Origin of the sequence: Chryseobacterium bernardetii, assembly GCF_003815975.1 — a bacterium.
GTDB lineage: Bacteria > Bacteroidota > Bacteroidia > Flavobacteriales > Weeksellaceae > Chryseobacterium > Chryseobacterium bernardetii.
The window spans coordinates 308,105-327,072 of sequence record NZ_CP033932.1 but is presented as its reverse complement, the minus strand read 5'-3'; the positions used below and the strand labels follow the sequence as shown (position 1 = coordinate 327,072).

Below are 18,968 nucleotides of genomic sequence, written 5' to 3'. Positions count from 1 at the left end.
TATTCTTTTTGATCATCATCAACCGAAGATAAAAATCAATTTAGGTCAGTAAAATGATTCTAAATACTAATAGTTTAATGTATTGTAAATTATGAACAAATTTTATTATTTGGGCTTGACATGGATCAATATCTAATATTGATCCATGTCAATATTAGGTGTGGTATTTTGCTTTTGGCTATTTGAAATTAAATGAAATCTGATGTTCTTCTTCTTTATTTTTACCCATATCAATAAAGGGTAATTCTTGTCGCATATCATCTGAATTAACAATAGAAGTGAGACTGTCTTTCATAAAGACTGAGACATTTTCCTTATTAACCTGTTTCATAATATTGTTTACCCATTCTCTTTTAACAGTAACCTTGCCTTTTCTGTTCCCAGTTTCAGATCCGATTACAATCCATTTAATATCTTGTAGATTAAGCTCTCCAAGATCATTCAGTAGTGGCTCGAATGTGAGAAAATAATTTCTTGCTTTGATATTATTTCTCAAAGAATCAATCCTTCGTTTTTCATTCTTTGCCGTAATGGTGGCACCGATCCATACATTTTCAAGGTCGGTATGGAAATGAATGCGCTCTGGGAATTTTGTAAGAAATATAAAATTGTGCTGTGGGAAATCTTTGATATAATCAAAAACAATTGTTCTCCACTCTTCTTGCCAATCAGAGAAATCACTCATGCTTGTCATGAAGTAGGTTTGGGACTTCTGGGTTTGTTTGATCTGTTTCAAGCGATGCGGACTAAACTCAGGAATTTCAAAATCAGGCGTAATTTTGAACCTATTGTTAATTTTTCGTGCATAACAATATACGCAACCCGCTCTACATCCATTTACAGGATTAAGGGTTTTTATTAGTTTACTTATATTAACAATTTCCATAATAAAATGATATTTACTTTACTATGCAAATTTACAGACAAGGCTGATTATACTTACCAGAACAAAATCAATAAATATTATTGATCAAGATCAATTTCCCATCAATGGATTTCTAGCCCTTCGGCTTCTTAAGCGACTTATAAACTCGGCTGATACGCCAAGGTAGGATGCAATATGCACTTGAGGTATTCTATTGAAAAGATCGGGGTGACTGGAAAGTAAATTATAGTAGCGTTCTTCAGCTGATAAACTAATATTTTCAAGCATTCTGTTTTGCAGAATGACAAGGTTTCGCTCGGTGAGAATTCTAAAAATTCTATCAAACTTTGGCGCAGCGAGATATAGTTTTACAATATCCTCTCTACTAATTTGCAGCAATTCTGCATTTTCCAAAACATCAATATTCAGCAATGATTTTTTTTGTTCGTAGTAGCTGTCCAAATCATTTATCCAGGAGCCTTCAGTCGCAAAAAGCAGGATATGCGGATTACCATTTTCATCATCTTTATACATCCGCAGACAACCGGAAAGAACAAAATTGAGATGCTGGCAAACATCTCCTTCCTGAAGTACAAACATACGTTTCTTATAGGAACGCAAATAAAAATATTGGCGGATCAATTCTTTTTCTTCTTGTTTCAAGGGAATAATTGAATTAAAGAAATCAATCATTACTGTAAATTTATCTTGTATTTCCTGATACATATGCTAAAAAATCAAAGTATTAAAACTTCCATAAATGTACAAAATAACGTGTAATATTGTATTCTATGATATCGGGAATGTTGATTTTCAAAGTTATTGTAAAAAAAAACCTGCCATTTAAAAGGCAGGTTTTGGATAATCAGGATAAAATATTATTTCTTAACAGAAAAAACGCCAAATTGATGGCCTAAATTGTCTTTTAAACGTGCAAAAGTAATATTAGAATCATCTGTTACTGGTCCCCATACTAGTTGCCCGCCATTTTCCTGTGCTCGTTTTATTTCTTTTTCAGCATCCTCGACAAATATATAAAAAACAGCATATTCAGGCATTTTACCTTCGGTATGCATTAGTCCGCCGGTAGGAACTTCATTTCCCGGTTCAAGAATACCATCATATTTATATCCTTGACTTTCCAAATCTGGATTTTTCAAAAATTCCCAGCCAAACATTTTCTTGTAAAACTCTTTTACTTTTTCCGGTTGGTCTGAACCAAACTCAAACCATCCAACTTGATTGATTTTCATAATACTTATTTTAAAAGTTAAAATTATAATAGAGCTAAACCTTACTCTATATTGTTAATAATCACAAAATACTAGTTAGTCATATTACGTTCTTTTGAAAATATATATGACTAAAGATTACTATACAAATTTCTGGAATAATTGTGTATTGGAATGAAAACCTTAATCAATAAAAAATATTGACCTAGATCAATAATGCATATATTATATTTAGTAATAATATTTTTATCCTCAAAACTTTAAAAAATTTCTTTAAACTTATTATGTAGTGAACTTGACAATCTGCAACCACCAAACTAGTTTTTACTTATTTTACGCAACCAATTATAAATGACACAGTTTTGATATTATCCGTTTTAAAATAACAATTATTGTCGAACCTTAAATTTTGTAATTCTTTTAAAATTAATTCGTAATTTGCTTGAAAGTTGCTCATGAATTTATTTAAATGGTAGTCAATGCATTATACTAATTTATAGTATAATGAGCATTTTTTTTTTATAATGCACTACAGGTGTAAGCAATATTTTCGAATACAATCTATACAGATCTTGTATAAGTTACACTGCCTAATGAAAGAAAAACAAACAAACCAAAATGGCTGTAAAGTCCAGATTTGTAATACCGATTATATTAATCAATCGGAAGGTTCACTCCTGTACAATATTTTTCTTTTAGAAGGAAACGGAAAAGTAAGGGTTGACTTAGTAGAATATGCTTTTGATGGTAGCATCATATTATTTGCTACTCCCTATCAAATTATTAATTTCAATACCGAACAGCCTCTTAAAACAAAAAGACTTCAATTTCATGGTGATTTCTACTGCATAGAATACCATAAAAAAGAAGTAGCTTGTAATGGTTTACTATTTAATAACATCTACCAACAACCCTATATCAATCTTGAGACATCGGATTATATTGAAATAGATACTATTTTAGAAAAATTAATTATCGAAATACAAAACAGTAGCAACTGTTCTACAGCAGTAGTAAAGGCTTATTTACAATTGATTCTTGCTTTGTGTAGTAAAATAAAATCAAACGACACAATCATAAAGGAAGAAAAGAATAGTTATCATCCATTGATGAATTTTAAAATATTGCTGGAAAATAATTTTCGTAACGAAAGACAACCTTCTTTTTATGCTGCCCAAATGGGAATTTCACCTAATAATTTTTCCAAAATCTGCAAACAGCAGTTTTTTAAAACACCATCTACACTTATTCACGAAAGAGTTATATTGGAATCCAAAAAACTCATTCACCTTACCTATAAAAGCATTAAAGAAATTGCTGCTGAGTTACATTTTGACGACGAAAATTATTTTAGTCGTTATTTTAAAAAACATACTGGAATTACACCAACTGCTTTTCGAGAAAATGTTGGAATATCCATTGTAGCAGATTTGTCTAGGGAATAGCCACTTTTGTCTATTGCAAGCAAAATAAAGTGACAGTAATTTTGTCTGGAATCATTTAAATACAAAACAGATGAACATTTTAGTAAGATTAGCCAAATTACAGAGTCAATTTTTCAACTTTATGCGAATTGCCATTTTCATTGTGATGGTATGGATTGGCGGACTTAAAGCTTTTCAATATGAAGCTGATGGAATTGTGCCTTTTGTTGCCAATAGTCCACTAATGAGCTTCTTTTACAACAATCCAGAGCAATACAAAGACCATAAGAATAAAGAAGGTGAAATGGTTCAAAAAAATATCGAATGGCATAAACGAAATGGAACTTATATTTTTTCATATGCATTAGGAACTATCATTATAATTATTGGTTCACTAACCTTATTGGGTATTTTTAACAATCGTTTAGGGATAATTGGCGGATTACTCACAGCAATTATGTCTTTAGTCACACTAACTTTTTTAATTACTACTGCTGAAACCTGGGTTCCTAATTTAGGTGGTGACGTGCCAACACCTCATTACGGTTTTCCTTATCTGTCAGCAGCTGGTCGTTTGGTCATAAAAGATATAATTATGATGGCTGGAGGTTTACTTATAGCTTCTGACAATGCTAAAAACCTTTTGAAAAATAAAACAAATGAATAAGCACAAGTTAATCCGATACTTTTTTGCCCTTATCATGATTGTCTTGATGGTTGGTGTTTCTGAATGGCTTGGTGAAAAAGAAATTTTGTTTCCCGAGATGGCTGCCTTGGTACTTGGTTTATGGGTTATTGATAAAAAAGTATGGACGATTAGCAGACCAATGCTTGTGCTGTTAATGACGGCTTGCGCCTTGTTCGGAATCTTGCTTGTCCGTTATTCAGAGTTTCCATTATTGGTAAATATTATAATTTCATTTGCGTTTACTTCGATTTGTCTTATCATAACACGCACTTCGTTAATACCCATAACATCAGCTACAATGTTACCTGTTCTATTAGGAACTGATTCATTAGTTTACCCAATTTCTGTTTTCGTCATGAGTCTTCTAGTCGTTTGTGGACAATGGCTTCTTGAGAAAAATTCCTTACGTACCGTTATTGTATTCGATGCAAAAAAAGGGCGTTACAAACACAATCCAAAACATTTTATTAGATTGCTCTTTTGGCTAATACTCATAGCTGTAATTCCAATAGCTATCGGAAAAGTATATATTATAGTACCTCCATTAGTAGTCATGTTTGTAGAATTTAGTTCTTCTTCTTCCGGTTTTAGAAATCGTCCATTACAGGTTTATTCAGTCGTCTTAATTGCTGCAATCCTGGGAACACTCCTTCAATATTACCTGCATGCGGTATTGGGTTTTCCTCAGTTATATGTTGTACTCTTGCTGTTTCTATGCCTTTTTCTACTTTTTGAAATAATCAAAAAACCATTTGCACCAGCTTGTGCCATTGCCCTTGTTCCAATGATTATTCCACAAGATAATATACTATCGTATCCTTTTCAGGTGGCCGTTGGGGCGGGTGCATTTCTATTTGTGGCAATGTTCTTTTTTCAAAAATGTTACCGTTGGAAACGCGAACACCTTCTAATTTGTTTTATACCGGAATTTATCAGATGCAGAATGGAACGCCCAAAACGCAAAAAGAAAAAAATAGACTAGGTTGAATATTTAAAGACTGTTTCTTTAAATTCTTAAAAACTGAATTAATTTACGGGACCAAACTGACTTTTTAAAGAACTACTGGACAAAAGAAAAACCTTAGGAAATTTCATTGTATTTTAATGAATTCTCAGATAACGATATTATAAAATCCGAAAAATGGTTTTTTGATTTAAAAGATTTTTCATTAGTATTTATTTGCCCTTCTAAAAAAGAAAATTAAATTAAAATCTACGGCTTTAGAAAATGAATATCAGGCCTTTTTACCCCTGATGGAAACAATGTTTATACAGTAGTGATGCAACATACTGGTAAAAGAAGTCTCTGTTACAATGAAATTAGATTATAACTCTAGTTTTAATAGTGTTCTAGGAAATAATACTTGTAGACGAATATTTGATGGAATGGAGAAAACAATAAAAAAAACACAAAGAAGTACTATGTCATTACCGTAGGTCCTGGTGGTGGTAAAACCACACTTCTGAATGAGTTGAACAGAATAGAATATAGAATAGTTCCCGAAGTTCCCAGACGAATTATTAGGGAACAGATAATGATAAACGGTGATGGGCTACCTTGGAAAAATAAAGCATTATATTCCCAACTAATGTCCGAGACTTCTTTAACAACTTATCAAAGTGCAGTTAAGGAAACGTCTTCCAATACTGTATTTTTCGATAGAGGGATATTGGATACTATCTGTTACATTCGGATGGAAAATATGACTGTACTAGAAGAATTGTACGAATTAGCAAAAACACAGCGATATGCTCAAAAGGTTTTCATTCTTCCTCCCTGCCAAGAAATATATAGGGTAGATACTGAAAGAAAGCAGACTTGGCGGGAGGCTGTTTATACGTTTGATAAAATGAAGGTGACCTATCTACATTATGGCTATGAGGTTGTTGAGGTGCCAAAGGGCTGTATCGAAGATCGATGTAAGTTTCTTTTGAGTCACACTCAGTAATTACAACTATTACCTTTTCTTATTAATTCTTTTCTTTCTCTTCATTCGATTTTCAAAATCCTGTTCTTCGTAATCTTCACCCTGTACTTCGGGCAACAAACCACCTAATGCTTCAATCAAACCATCTTCGTGTTTTTCATTATTATTTAAGAAGTCGAACAATTGATGTGGTTCTTCCGGCTGAAGATCCGCATCATTTGATATGGATTGTTTGGATTGTAATACGTCCCGTTCTTTAATCTCCGGTTTGATATTATTGTTCCAATAATCATTAAAGGTGTTGGCGGAAAGTTCCTTTGCCAAGCGTGAACCGTTCCAAACCGTTTTAGAATTGTGGTCTATAAAAGTTATTCCGTAAATACGCCCTGTGTCATTTCTACGCACTACTACATTAATGCCCTGTTCACTCAACTGCTTTTTAAAAACCTGTTCATTGTTTGTGGATTGTAGGGCAACGGTAACGGCAGCTTTAATGATTGGTTTGGTTGGGTGGTCTTTTAAAGCCTCTTTGCATTTTTCAAAATGTAATTCCAAAGCCGGAAGTCCTGCATTTTTACCAAACAACGAAGCCTTGAATGGATGTCCAGCTCTTTCGCCTTTCTCATTTAAGGGAATGTATAATAAACCCTGCCGCATTTTTCCCTGCAATTCGCCCTCCACTTTTTCGGTGGTAACATTGAACAGGGAAAGCAAGGCGTTGTATTCACCTAAAGTTTGGAATTTATAATAGTTTGGCAAATGGCGAATAACTGAAGCTATTTGACTTTTTACATCACCTGCTTTGTAGTCCACAGGTTTAAAAATTTTGTCGTTCTGTTTGTGTTCTTTATCCGTTGCAGGTATCAATTCATGTTTTTTTTCGAGTTCTCGGCAAATATTCATCGACCGCATTTTTTCAAACTTGTCAGAGATTTTTTTACCCTCTTCGTCTACGCAAACCGATACAATATGAATATGGCTACGGTCAATATCGGTATGTTTGAATACCACAAAAGGCTGTTCGCCGTAACCCATTTCCCGCATGTATTCTTCCGCCATTTCCCTGAAACTGTCATCACTTACCTTGTCTTTTGGATTGGGATTGAGTGAAATATGCAATGTATGTTTCTCCGTATTGCGATTGGCTATCAGATAAGGGGCAAAAGATTGGGCTAATTGTGCAACGGAATAATGACCATTGGTTTCAATCATTTTATTGGCAAACAAAATTTTTCCGTTTTCATTCTCAACTTTGAGCTGATTGTAAGCCAATGCTCCGTATAAATTTCCGCTTCTGCCGATTTTCGCTATCATTTCTAAGGCTATTTTTTCAGATGTTTTACTTCAAATTCTTCGGTTATCTGAATAATTTTTTGGCATAATACCGCCATTTCTGCCGTCTGTTTTTCTAATTTGTAAAGGAATGCGGCGGCTTTTTTCTCCGAAAAATGGCGGTACAACAGCTTTACAATCTGATTATAATTGACACCTATTGCACGAAACTGACTGTGAAACGAAGTCAGCCGCATATAAAAATCAACTGTTCCTTTGTCAATTTTAACCGACTTCATTTCATTTCCGAACACCTGCGAAATGATAAACTTGGCTTTATTGGGCATTCCCGATGCTTCAAAAAGCGATAAAAGTTTGGCATTTTCTTCGTCCGTAAGACGAAAAACGTGGCGGTGGATGCTTGGATCGGTCTTAGCTCTCCGTCCGCCCTTATTCTGTTTTTTGTTATTGTTCTCGTTCATCACTAATCCATTTTTAATTCACACAAAACGCTGACTTCGGAAAGCGTTTTTTAAGCTCCCAGCAGGGCAAGTTGTTTTGAGGCACTGACTCGGTTTCGAGTGCCTCAAAACACAACTTGCCGTGTTCCGTTGAACACAAAAATCCGCCCTGCGGGACGGATTAAATGTAACAGGGAAAAACGGCTCGATGCCGTTCCCGTTACCCTCCGATTTGTCAAAAGACTTTTGCATAAATCCATTAATAAAAATCATTGTACAAAGTAAAGCCCTGTTTACGAAAGCATTGTACTGCATAGCAGTGCCAAACACTGCCTTTGAAAGCCAAACACTGCCACAGCTCAATCATCGATTAAATCAATCGCTTTATTTGCCGTATAATTTTAGTGCAGGTAATAAAAAATGTATCTAAACAAAGAAGAAAATCAGGTTTGCAAACAGGTAGTTTGGAATAAAAGCATAAGGTTTTAAAAGCATAAAACAATAAAAGTGTAAAAGCATAAAAGCGGTAAAGCAATTTACCTGTTGCAAGTTTTTCCACTTGCCAAAGAATGTACCTAACAAGACAAAAATGAAAGCAAATACCTGTGCAGGAAAGTACCCAAAAGAGAATGCAGGAATATAGGAATGAGGTTATAATCAGACAAACCAATATTCAATCCTGCAAAACAGATAAAGTGTGTAACAATAAATTTTTAAATAATGGAAACAACAAAGAAAACTTTAAAAATCAGCTTCTCCACCCAAAAGGGCGGTGTGGGAAAATCCACGATGACCACCTTGCTGGCAAGTGTGCTTCATTACCGTTTAGGTTTTAATGTACTGGTGATGGACTGCGACTTTCCACAACACAGCCTGACCAATATGCGTGAAAGGGATAAGAGAACCATAATGCAGAACGACTACCATAAAAAGGCAGCAATGAAGCAGTTTCAAACCATCAACAAAAAAGCGTACCCGATTATTAAATGCAAGGCTGAAACGGCTTTGGATAAAGCATCGGAATATACAATCCAATCTGCGGTTGAACCGGATGTAGTTTTCTTCGACCTGCCCGGAACAGCCAATACCAAAGGCGTACTGACTACCTTGAAAAAAATGGACTTTATCTTTTCGCCCATTACTGCCGATCGTTTGGTAGTGGAAAGTACATTGGGCTTTACCAAAGCCTTTCTCGGACTTCCCAAAACGGACGAGGGAAATCCCGAACAAGAGATGTGGCTATTTTGGAACCAAGTGGACGGGAGGGAAAGAACAGGATTGTATGATGCTTATCAAAATGTCATCAAAGAACTCAACCTGCCCATAATGGAAACAAGAATAATGGACAGCAAACGTTTCCGAAAGGAAACAGACGACACAGGCAGTTATGTGTTCCGATCAAGTTTGCTGCCTGCTGAACCACAGTTGATGAAAGCAACGAAAATGGATTTGTTTGTCGAGGAATTTTTAAAAATCACTCATCTATAAAAACAGTAAAGTATGGCTTCAAATAACAAAAACAACGATTTTGAAAAGCCCAATGTTGATGAGGAATACCTTATGAACATCATAAGCGGCGATGAGCTTGTAGCTCCACCGAGCAATAACAAAAAGCAGGATGTACCAAAGGAAACCAAGCCAAGGGAAAAAGCCCGTAACAGTTCATCAAAAAAAGTGAACTATGAGGAAACGTTTTTGGTCAATCGGTTTCCATCGGGGCGTAACGGCAAGGTCGTTTACATACGCCCTGAATACCACGAAAGATTGCTCCGCATCGTTCAACTGACAAGGGAAGAAAGAACAACGCTCTACTCTTACATTGACAACATTCTCGAACATCATTTCAGGGAGTACGGTGAAGATATTACCGATTATTTCAACGAACATTTTAAACCTATTCTATAAGCTATGGAAATAGTAATTGTGATATGCCTACTCATAGTCATTGTCCTGTTATTGCAGGATAAAATTGTAATTCATAAAAGGTCGAAACAAGACCCTCCGCATAAAAAAGTCAACCCGAACTTACCCGATATTATGGGACAGCCCAAACCTGTAGAACGCCTTTCAGTGCCAAACACTGCCACTGAACGCCAAATTCAGGAAAATGAAATAAACCTTGCTAATTTAGACATTGAATACGACGAAAATGAAAACGTAAGTGTTCAAATTCCGCAGGAAGAGCTGGACGAAGTTTTCAGAAATATGCCTGATTTGGAGGAAGAGGAAGAAGAATGGAACAGGTACGGAATATCTGGTGGTGATAACGGTTTTGCCCAAGGGGTTACCTTTGAAGAACTAAACTCCGTGGGGGTGTTGCTCCAAAAAGAAGAATTGGAACCAGCCCAAAAGGAAATAGCGATAGCGATAGTTCAAAAAATACAGGGAACCGAATTATTTAGCCTATTGGAAAATTCTATGGAAGATGCTTCCCGAAGAATAGCCGAGCTTTTGGATAGCACCCTTTCATCTGAAACGGAAGCCGGTTCTTCCACTTTGCGGAAAAGTGATTTGAGTGATTTTGACATTGGGGAGTTTGTGTGAAAGGTGTTGTATTAAAGCCTGAATTTTAGTTTTCAGGCTTAATTAACCTCTTTCATTTCGCTTATATAACCTTCTTAACTCACTACTAAAATTGATAGCAACGTATACCTACAATATTATTCTTAAAATTAGTTATATTCTTTTTTATATCTTTTAAAACTTCATCCTCTGTATCCTCACAGCATTTAAAATAGCCAACAATGCTACACCTACATCAGCAAAAACGGCTTCCCACATTGTGGCCAGTCCACCTGCTCCTAAAACCAATACGATTGCTTTTACAGCAAATGCCAATATGATATTTTGCCAAACAATTTTTTTAGTTTGCTTACCAATGTTGATTGCCATTGGGATTTTGCTTGGCTTATCGTCCTGAATAACCACATCGGCAGTTTCTATGGTGGCATCGCTTCCTAGACCGCCCATTGCAATTCCTACATCGCTCAAAGCTACTACTGGTGCGTCGTTCACGCCATCGCCTACGAATGCTACGGTTTCGTTTTGGGCTTTTATTTCTTTTACTTTATTTACTTTGTCTTCGGGTAATAAATCGCCAAAGGCATTATTAATTCCTAATTTATCGGCAACAAATTTTACTACGGTGCTTTTGTCTCCGCTCAACATTGTGGTTTTTACGCCTAATGCTTTCAGTTTGTCAATTGTTAACTGTGCATCTTCTTTGATGCTGTCTGCAATGGTAATATATCCTGCAAATTTTCCATCGTAGGAAATGGCAATTAAAGTGTAAACAATTGTAGTCGGATCTAAATCATAACTGATGTTGAATTTATCCATCAACTTGAAATTCCCTACCAATAATTCTTTCCCGTTTACACTGGATTTCAAACCGTGACCGGCAATTTCTTCTGTATTTTCTAATTTAATAGTGCTATCAATTTCGCCTACATATTGATGTATAGCTGTTGCAACAGGATGTGTACTTTGGCTTTCTAAAGCGTTAACCATTTTCAAAATTTCATCCTTATTAAATTCCGGTTTTAATACCACTTCTTGAACTTTGAAAACGCCTTCGGTCATTGTACCTGTTTTGTCCATCACTACGTTTTTAATATCGGCAATGGCATCTAAAAAGTTGCTTCCTTTAAACAAAATTCCATTTTTGGAAGCGGCTCCAATTCCTCCAAAATACCCCAAAGGAATACTGATGACCAAAGCACAAGGGCACGAAATTACCAAGAATACCAAGGCTCTGTATAACCATTGACTAAACAAATAATTATCTACAAAAAAATAAGGAATTGTTGTAATTAATAATGCTAAAAGCACTACAATCGGGGTGTAGATTTTTGCAAATTTTCGGATGAATAATTCGGTAGGTGCTTTTTGAGCGGTGGCATTTTGTACTAATTCTAAAATTTTTGAAAGCTTGCTGTCTGTGTAAGCGGTGGTTACTTTTACCTGTGCAACGGTTGTTAGGTTTATCATTCCTGCTAATACGGTTTCGCCTTTGGTTTTCGTGTCGGGCTTGCTTTCGCCTGTAAGTGCAGCTGTGTTAAATGATGCTGTTTCGGATAATAATTCGCCGTCTAATCCTAATTTTTCTCCTGGTTTTAATTGGATAATATTTCCGATACTTACGGTTTCAGCTTTTACGGTTTTTGGTTGGTTATTTTCTAAAACAGTTACATCATCGGGACGTTGGTCGAGCAAGGTTTTAATATTCGCTTTGGCTCGTGTAACCGCCAATGTTTGAAACACTTCGCCAACGGCATAAAACAACATTACGGCTACACCTTCGGGATATTCGCCAATGGCAAAAGCTCCGATGGTGGCAATGCTCATTAATAAAAATTCTGAAAACACATCGCCTTTTCTGATGCTTTCAAAAGCTTCTTTAATTACGGGAAATCCAACAGGAATATAGGCTACAACATACCAAACAATTCGTACCCAGCCTGTGAACCAAGATTGCAGAAACCAATTATCGAAAGCGATGGCTATCATTAATAATGCAAAACTGATAATGGCTGGTAAAAACATTTGAAAGGTAGAATTATCGGTACTTCCGTGATTGTGACCGTCATCATCACTGTGTTCGTGATTGTGACCATCTTCGTTGTGATGCTTTCCCAATAGCTTTTTAGCGTTGGCATCGGTATATATTTTTTGTTCTTGTGCTGTGCAACAAAGCTGTTTACCTTGTGCATCATATTTATGTTTATGTTCCATATCTTTCTTTTTAATATCAAAGTTAATTATAGAGAGCCTGCAATGCTATTGCAAACTCTCCTTTAAGCACTTCTCGCAAATACCCTTACCAAATAGTTTTATCTCGTCAATTCTAAATTCATAATTCCTTTCCTGTGGTATTGTAAAATCTTCTTTACAGGTTGTCTGTTTACAAATTTTACAGTAGAAGTGCAGATGCCAATCTTTATGAGTTTTCTCATCGCACCCATCGTCACATAAGATATATTTACTTGTGTTATTGTCTTGAATACTATGTACAATACCTTTTTCCTCGAAAGTTTTCAGAGTTCTATAAATAGTAATTCTATCTGCTTTATAAAAATGGCTTTCTATTTCAGATAATGACATCGCTATCTGTTGTTCTTCCAAAAAGTCATACACCAAAATCCGCATACTGGTAGGGTTGGTGTTTTTTTTTAAAAGTTTCTCTTCAATATTTTTCATAACAAAAAATTAATGTTCGTGACCTCCTGTATTACTTAATTTTGCATTTACAAAAAAGGCTCCTTTTACCACAATTTTTGCATTGGCAGGAATTTCGTTCACGAAGTTTATTGCGGTATACCCCATGTCGGATACGCCTTTCAGTACTTCTATTTTTTCAAAGTTCATACTGGTTTTTTCTTCCGAATGCTCTTTTTCTTCGCCTTCCTTATGTTCGTGTGCTTCTTCTCCTTCTTCGTGGTGTTCTTCTGCTTTTTTATCGGTTTGCACAAAAATATAGTATTTACCATCGGCGTTTACAACAGCTTCGTTGGGTACAGCAGGAGTTGTTACATTGCTAAGACTGACAATACCAGTGATGTTCATTCCGTCAATTAAACCCTTTTTATTGCCATTTACACGGCAGTGTACGGCTATGGTTTTACTATCATTTTCAAATGATGAACCAATACTAAAAACAGTAGCATCATATTCGGTTGATGGATTGTTTGTTATAGTAAAGTGAATGGTTTGCCCCACTTTTACCTGTGGTAAATCCTTTTCAAAAACCTGTAAATCCAAATGTAATGAACTGTTATCTACAATTTCTATCACAGGCGAAGATACATCTGCATAACTTCCTATCTTGGCAAAAACGTTGCTAACCGTACCATTCAGCGGACTGGTTACGACCAATGCCGATCGTAGATTGCTATTTGATACCGAACTGGGATTAATGCCCATTAGCTGTATCTGCTGTTGTAAAGAAGCTCTTCTGGTTCGTAAGCTATTGAGTTCGGCTGTGGCACTTTGTAAATTTTTACCAGCACCGGCATTGCCTTGGTTCAGTTCTTTTTGCCTTGCCAATTCTTGCTCTGCAAAGGTTATTCTGCTTGCTGTGCTCAAGTATTCTTCCTGCAATTGTATAAACTGCGGATTGGCAATTGTGGCTATTACTTGTCCTTTCTTTACATAATCTCCAATTTGAACTTTAAGCGTTTTTATCACACCCCCATACAATGAAGTTGCATTGGCTTTGTTGTTATTGGGCACTTTTAGTAAGCCGTTTGCCCGGATTGTTGCTGTTAATTCTTTTTGTTCTATTGTACCTAATTGTATGCCTACCGTTTTTATTTGCTCTTCGGTAAGTGTGGCAATGGTTGGAGTTTCTTCTTCGTGAGCTTCTTCTTTTTTTGGTTCTTCTTTTTTTGTGCCGTGGTCGTGACCATCGCCTTCTTTGTGATTACTGCAAGCCGAAAAAGCAAATACTAAAACAACTATTGTTGTTATGCTCCAGATTTTTTTTATAGTGAATTTCATTTTACTTATTGATTGATGAATGAATAAATTTGAATTACGGATTGGTTTACTTGTTGAATGCTTTTCAGGTAATTCAATTCTATGTCGGTAGCGGTTTGCAATGCAAAAAGATACTCTACATAACTGATTTCGCCTGTTCTGTAACCCAATTGTGCAGCTGATACGATTTCTTTGGCATTAGGCAAAGCTTCCTGCTGAAAATAATTGAATTGCTGTATATCTTGTTGATATTGGTGCAAAGCATTTTGCATTTGTGTAGCAAGTATTTTCTGTCGCTGTTGTGCATTGGCTTCGGCTGCTTGCTTACTATAATCCAAAGATTTAATTCGTGCTTTTGTAGCACCGTAAGTAATGGGAATTGAGATGCCTATGTTTACAGAGCTAAATCGGTTTCCGCTATTGAAAAACCGCTCCGTTCCGTTTACATCCTGAAAACCTATCAAGGATTGATTAACGTAACCAATAGTAAAATCGGGTAAGCCTTGCGAACGCTCAACTTTTTTGGTTTGCTCGGCAATTTTAGCTTCCTGATACAAAGATTGAATGCTTGGGTGATTGGCTACGGCTTCATCATCCAACAAATTAGAAACTTGCAAAGGTTGAAAATTTCCTTTTTCTGCGATGGTAAAATCGTCTTTTGTGTTCATCAATGTCTTTAGATTGGCAACTGCATTCTTCAGAAATACTTCATTTTGTTTCAACAATAAATTGATTTCGCCTTTCTTGGCTTCCGCTGTGCTGATGTCGACTTTTTTGGTATCGCCAGTTTTGTATCTAAGTTGTGCTATTTTGATAAAATCATTGTACAAACTATCCAATTCTTGCAACTGTTTTTGATTATGTTGCAAGTACAAAATTTGGTAATAGTAAGTCCGCACCTGATTTTTCAACTCCAAAACCGAAATGTCTTTCTGTAATTCTTTACCTTTTATTTCAGCATTAATCAGTTGTTTTTTTGCTCCAAATAACGATGGAAACGGAATGGTTTGCGATACTTGAAAAGACTGATCGAATTTGGTACTGTTGTATTGCCCCAACTGTGCATTAAAATCTAGTTTGGGTAATTCTCCGGCAGTTTTTTTCAAAGCTTTGCTGGCATCAATTTCTAAAGCTGAAGCTTTAATGGTTTGATTATTTTGAAGAGCAATGTTAATCGCATCATCAACGCTCATTAAACTCTTTGTTTGAGCATTTGCTGTAAAGCTTACCAATGATAGAAGCAATACAATGACAGTTGCTATGAATTTCACTTGAGGTTTTATTTTTAAATTAATTTTTGAATTGAAAATTATATAAAGTAAGGGTAATACAAACAGTGTAAGAAATGTAGCCGTGACTAAACCGCCAATGACTACTGTTGCTAAAGGTTTTTGAACTTCGGCTCCTGCACTGCTACTCAATGCCATTGGTAAAAATCCTAAACTGGCTACGGTTGCCGTCATTAATACTGGTCGAAGACGGATTTTAGTTCCTTCGATTACTCTTTTAAATACATCTTTTATTCCTTCTTTTTCCAATTGGTTGAATGTGCCTATCAGTACAATTCCATTAAGAACGGCTACACCAAATAAAGCAATAAACCCAATTCCTGCACTTATGCTGAATGGCATACCACGAAGCAATAAAGCCAATATACCACCAATGGCACTCATTGGAATTGCTGTAAATATTAAGCCCGCTTGTTTAAAAGAACGAAAAGTAAAATAAAGCAACACAAAAATTAACAACAAAGAAACCGGAACGGCTATCATTAATCTATTACTTGCTTCCTGTAGATTTTCAAACTGACCACCATAAGTAAAGTAATATCCCGGTGGTAACTTTACCTGTGTATTTAGTTTTTGCTGAATTTCTTCTACCACGCTTTGTACGTCTCTGTCTTTTACATTAAATCCGATTACAATTCTACGTTTTCCTGCTTCTCGGCTTATTTGTGCAGGTCCTAATTTATAATCAATTGTGGCAACTTGTGAAAGCGGAATTTGATTACCTGATGAGGTGGGTATCATCAGATTGTTTACATCTTCAATACTACTTCTGTAAACACTATCTAAGCGAACGACCAAATCAAATCTTCTTTCGTTCTCAAAAATCACACCTGCGCTTTTACCTGCAAATGCAGTGCTTACCACGTTATTTACATCTTCTACTGTTATTCCGTAATTAGCTAAGCGAGTACGGTCATATTCTACATTTATTTGCGGTAAACCGCTTACACGTTCTACTTGTGGAGCGGTAGCACCTTGAACAGTTTGTATAATTTTGCTAACCTTTTCTGCATTTAAAGCTAATGTATCTAAATTTTCGCCAAATATTTTTACTGCGACATCTTGCCTAATACCTGTCATTAGTTCATTGAAACGCATTTGTATTGGTTGGTTCTTTTCAAAAAACACACCAGGTATTGCTTCCAATTTTTCATTAATAGCATCAGCTAATTCATCATAAGTTCTACCGCTTTTCCATTCGCTTTGCGGTTTCAGCAAAATCATCATATCAGTTGCTTCGGGAGGCATCGGGTCAGTTGGTACTTCTGCTGCTCCGGTTTTACCCACCACCATTTTCACTTCATCAAATTTTTTAATAATTCTACTGGCTTGCATAGAAGTTTCGATGCTTTGGCTCAATGAACTGCCTTGTGGTAAAATACAATGAAATGCAAAATCCCCTTCTTGTAATTGAGGTATAAATTCGCCACCCATTCTGCTAAATAAGAAAATACTAAAGGCAAATATGGCAACGGTAATTCCTACTAACCAATATTTTATATTGATGGCTTTTTCTAATAATGGCTGATACATTTTTTGTAACCAATTCATCATTCGATCTGAAATAGTTTCTTTATGAGTAGGATTTTTTGACAGAAACAAGGCGCACATCATTGGGATGTAGGTCAAAGACAAAATCAATGCTCCAAAGATTGCAAAACCTACAGTTTGTGCCATTGGTCTAAACATTTTACCTTCTACACCAACCAACGTAAGAATAGGAATGTACACAATTAAAATAATGATTTCACCAAAAGCTGCACTGCTACGTATTTTTGAAGCTGAGGTAAAAACTTCATTATCCATTTCCTGCTGAGTGAGCCTTTGTTTGGATTTTCTTAAACCTAAATGATGTAGTGTGGCTTCAACAATGATTACCGCTCCATCTACTATCAACCCAAAATCTATTGCTCCTAAACTCATTAAATTGGCACTTACGCCAAACACATTCATTAAGGCCAAAGCAAACAGCATTGCCAAAGGAATAGCGGATGCTACTATCAATCCCGCTCTAAAATTTCCCAAGAAAAGAACCAAAACAAAAATGACAATCAATGCACCTTCTATCAGGTTTTTTTCTACCGTATTCATTGCTCTGCCTACCAAATCTGTACGGTCTAAATAAGGTTCAATAATAATATCATCGGGTAAAGATTTTTGAATAACAGGCAACTTTTCTTTGATACGGTTAACAACCTCGTTGCTGTTTTCGCCTTTTAGCATCATCACTACACCGCCTACTGCATCTACTTCGCCGTTGTAGGTCATTGCTCCATATCGTACAGCACTTCCAAAACGTACATCTGCTACATCTTTAATAAAAATGGGAATACTACCTCCATCATTTTTTATACTTATGTTTTTCACATCATCCAATGAAGTAACCAAACCGATACCCCTAATGAAATAAGCATTCGGTTTTTTGTCAATGTAAGCACCACCAGTATTTTGGTTGTTTTTTTCTAATGCCAAAAAAATATCGGTAACACTTACACCCATAGCTTTCAAACGATTGGGATTTACGGCAACCTCATATTGTTTCAGCTCGCCACCAAAACTATTTACTTCGGCAATTCCCGGAGTGCCGTACAACTGTCTTGCTACGATCCAATCTTGCATTGTACGCAATTCTTTGGCATCGTATTTTTGTTCACTTCCTTTTTTGGGATGGATAATGTATTGATAAACTTCTCCCAAACCTGTACTTACGGGAGCAAGTTCTGGTGTTCCAATTCCTTTAGGTATTTTTTCTTCGGCTTCTTTTAATTTTTCATTAATTAATTGGCGAGCAAAATAAATATCAACTTTGTCTTTAAATACTACTGTAATTACCGATAATCCAAACCTAGAAATACTTCTGGTTTCTTCTAAATCTGGTATATTAGCTATACTTTGTTCAATAGGAAAAGTTACCAATTGTTCTACTTCCTGACCTGCCAATGTGGGACAGACCGTAATTATTTGCACCTGATTATTGGTAATATCGGGCACGGCATCAATAGGTAGTTTTGTGGCACTCCACACTCCCCAAATAATGAGTAACAAGGTCATTATACCAATGACAAGCTTGTTTTTGATACTGAATTTTATAATGTTATCTAACACGTATATCTGTTTAAATTTTTGACAAATAAATTCTAGCCCCTTTGGTTAAGAAGCCATCAGATAATCAAATAACTATTGCGTAAAGTGTGATGCCTGAATTACCTCTATAAATGAAGAGTTATATCGAAAATACATAACGCAAATACGAAGGTGCAAACAACACCCCTATGCCAATTAAAAGCAATACAGTTAACTGAGGCTTGCAACAAACCATCAATAGCAACAAG

The 18,968-nt window shown here is 35.8% G+C and carries 16 protein-coding genes; 7 read left to right on the top strand and 9 right to left on the bottom strand.

Annotated features, from left to right (window positions below):
- Positions 1–178: 178 nt before the first annotated feature.
- The 3 genes from EG339_RS01520 to EG339_RS01510 form a co-directional block, all read right to left on the bottom strand.
- Complete coding sequence (locus tag EG339_RS01520; protein ID WP_123868549.1) at positions 179–886, bottom strand: DUF5131 family protein; 708 nt, start codon at positions 884–886, stop codon at positions 179–181.
- Between the two features lie 90 nt (positions 887–976).
- Complete coding sequence (locus tag EG339_RS01515) at positions 977–1,558, bottom strand: Crp/Fnr family transcriptional regulator (RefSeq protein ID WP_228459684.1); 582 nt, start codon at positions 1,556–1,558, stop codon at positions 977–979.
- Between the two features lie 185 nt (positions 1,559–1,743).
- Complete coding sequence (locus EG339_RS01510) at positions 1,744–2,118, bottom strand: VOC family protein (RefSeq protein ID WP_123868547.1); 375 nt, start codon at positions 2,116–2,118, stop codon at positions 1,744–1,746.
- 572 nt (positions 2,119–2,690) lie between these two features.
- Here EG339_RS01510 and EG339_RS01505 point away from each other — a divergent pair.
- The 4 genes from EG339_RS01505 (at position 2,691) to EG339_RS01490 (ending at position 6,158) form a co-directional block, all read left to right on the top strand.
- A complete protein-coding gene (locus EG339_RS01505; RefSeq protein ID WP_123868546.1) occupies positions 2,691–3,542 on the top strand; it encodes a helix-turn-helix domain-containing protein in 852 nt (283 codons plus the stop codon).
- Between the two features lie 70 nt (positions 3,543–3,612).
- The gene (rclC, locus tag EG339_RS01500; protein ID WP_123868545.1) at positions 3,613–4,188 is read left to right on the top strand and encodes a reactive chlorine resistance membrane protein RclC; all 576 of its coding nucleotides are present in this window, start codon (positions 3,613–3,615) and stop codon (positions 4,186–4,188) included.
- The gene (locus tag EG339_RS01495; RefSeq protein WP_123868544.1) at positions 4,181–5,191 is read left to right on the top strand and encodes an HPP family protein; all 1,011 of its coding nucleotides are present in this window, start codon (positions 4,181–4,183) and stop codon (positions 5,189–5,191) included. The genes rclC and EG339_RS01495 overlap by 8 nt, the downstream gene beginning before the upstream one ends.
- A gap of 490 nt (positions 5,192–5,681) precedes the next feature.
- Positions 5,682–6,158, top strand: coding sequence for an AAA family ATPase (locus tag EG339_RS01490; protein ID WP_262706891.1), 477 nt, complete (start codon positions 5,682–5,684; stop codon positions 6,156–6,158).
- A 9-nt stretch (positions 6,159–6,167) separates the two neighbouring features.
- On the opposite strand, the gene mobB is transcribed toward EG339_RS01490, so the two are convergent.
- Both mobB and mobA read right to left on the bottom strand, forming a co-directional pair.
- A complete protein-coding gene (mobB, locus tag EG339_RS01485; RefSeq protein ID WP_123868543.1) occupies positions 6,168–7,451 on the bottom strand; it encodes a conjugal transfer protein MobB in 1,284 nt (427 codons plus the stop codon).
- Between the two features lie 8 nt (positions 7,452–7,459).
- Positions 7,460–7,891, bottom strand: a complete 432-nt coding sequence (mobA, locus tag EG339_RS01480) for a conjugal transfer protein MobA (protein WP_123868542.1) — start codon at positions 7,889–7,891, stop codon at positions 7,460–7,462.
- A gap of 699 nt (positions 7,892–8,590) precedes the next feature.
- Between mobA and EG339_RS01475 the strand changes: the two genes are divergently transcribed.
- From EG339_RS01475 to EG339_RS01465, 3 genes are read left to right on the top strand one after another with little or no spacing between them, the layout of a single operon-like run.
- Positions 8,591–9,358 carry a ParA family protein gene (locus EG339_RS01475; protein WP_123868541.1) on the top strand — a complete coding sequence of 256 codons (768 nt, stop codon included), beginning with the start codon at positions 8,591–8,593 and terminating at the stop codon, positions 9,356–9,358.
- Positions 9,359–9,370: 12 nt separating this feature from the next.
- Positions 9,371–9,775: a DUF3408 domain-containing protein gene (locus tag EG339_RS01470; protein WP_123868540.1), complete on the top strand. Its 405-nt coding sequence runs from the start codon at positions 9,371–9,373 to the stop codon at positions 9,773–9,775.
- A 3-nt stretch (positions 9,776–9,778) separates the two neighbouring features.
- The gene (locus tag EG339_RS01465; RefSeq protein ID WP_123868539.1) at positions 9,779–10,414 is read left to right on the top strand and encodes a conjugal transfer protein TraD; all 636 of its coding nucleotides are present in this window, start codon (positions 9,779–9,781) and stop codon (positions 10,412–10,414) included.
- Positions 10,415–10,567: 153 nt separating this feature from the next.
- Here the strand turns inward: EG339_RS01465 and EG339_RS01460 are convergent, their stop codons facing one another.
- The 4 genes from EG339_RS01460 to EG339_RS01445 are packed head-to-tail and all read right to left on the bottom strand — an operon-like array spanning position 10,568 to position 18,741.
- Positions 10,568–12,604 carry a heavy metal translocating P-type ATPase gene (locus EG339_RS01460; RefSeq protein WP_123868538.1) on the bottom strand — a complete coding sequence of 679 codons (2,037 nt, stop codon included), beginning with the start codon at positions 12,602–12,604 and terminating at the stop codon, positions 10,568–10,570.
- Between the two features lie 45 nt (positions 12,605–12,649).
- Positions 12,650–13,069, bottom strand: a complete 420-nt coding sequence (locus EG339_RS01455; protein WP_107317343.1) for a Fur family transcriptional regulator — start codon at positions 13,067–13,069, stop codon at positions 12,650–12,652.
- A 9-nt stretch (positions 13,070–13,078) separates the two neighbouring features.
- Positions 13,079–14,368, bottom strand: a complete 1,290-nt coding sequence (locus tag EG339_RS01450; RefSeq protein WP_123868537.1) for an efflux RND transporter periplasmic adaptor subunit — start codon at positions 14,366–14,368, stop codon at positions 13,079–13,081.
- A 5-nt stretch (positions 14,369–14,373) separates the two neighbouring features.
- On the bottom strand, positions 14,374–18,741 hold the full coding sequence (locus tag EG339_RS01445) for a CusA/CzcA family heavy metal efflux RND transporter (protein WP_123868536.1): 4,368 nt from the start codon (positions 18,739–18,741) through the stop codon (positions 14,374–14,376).
- Positions 18,742–18,968: the final 227 nt, after the last annotated feature.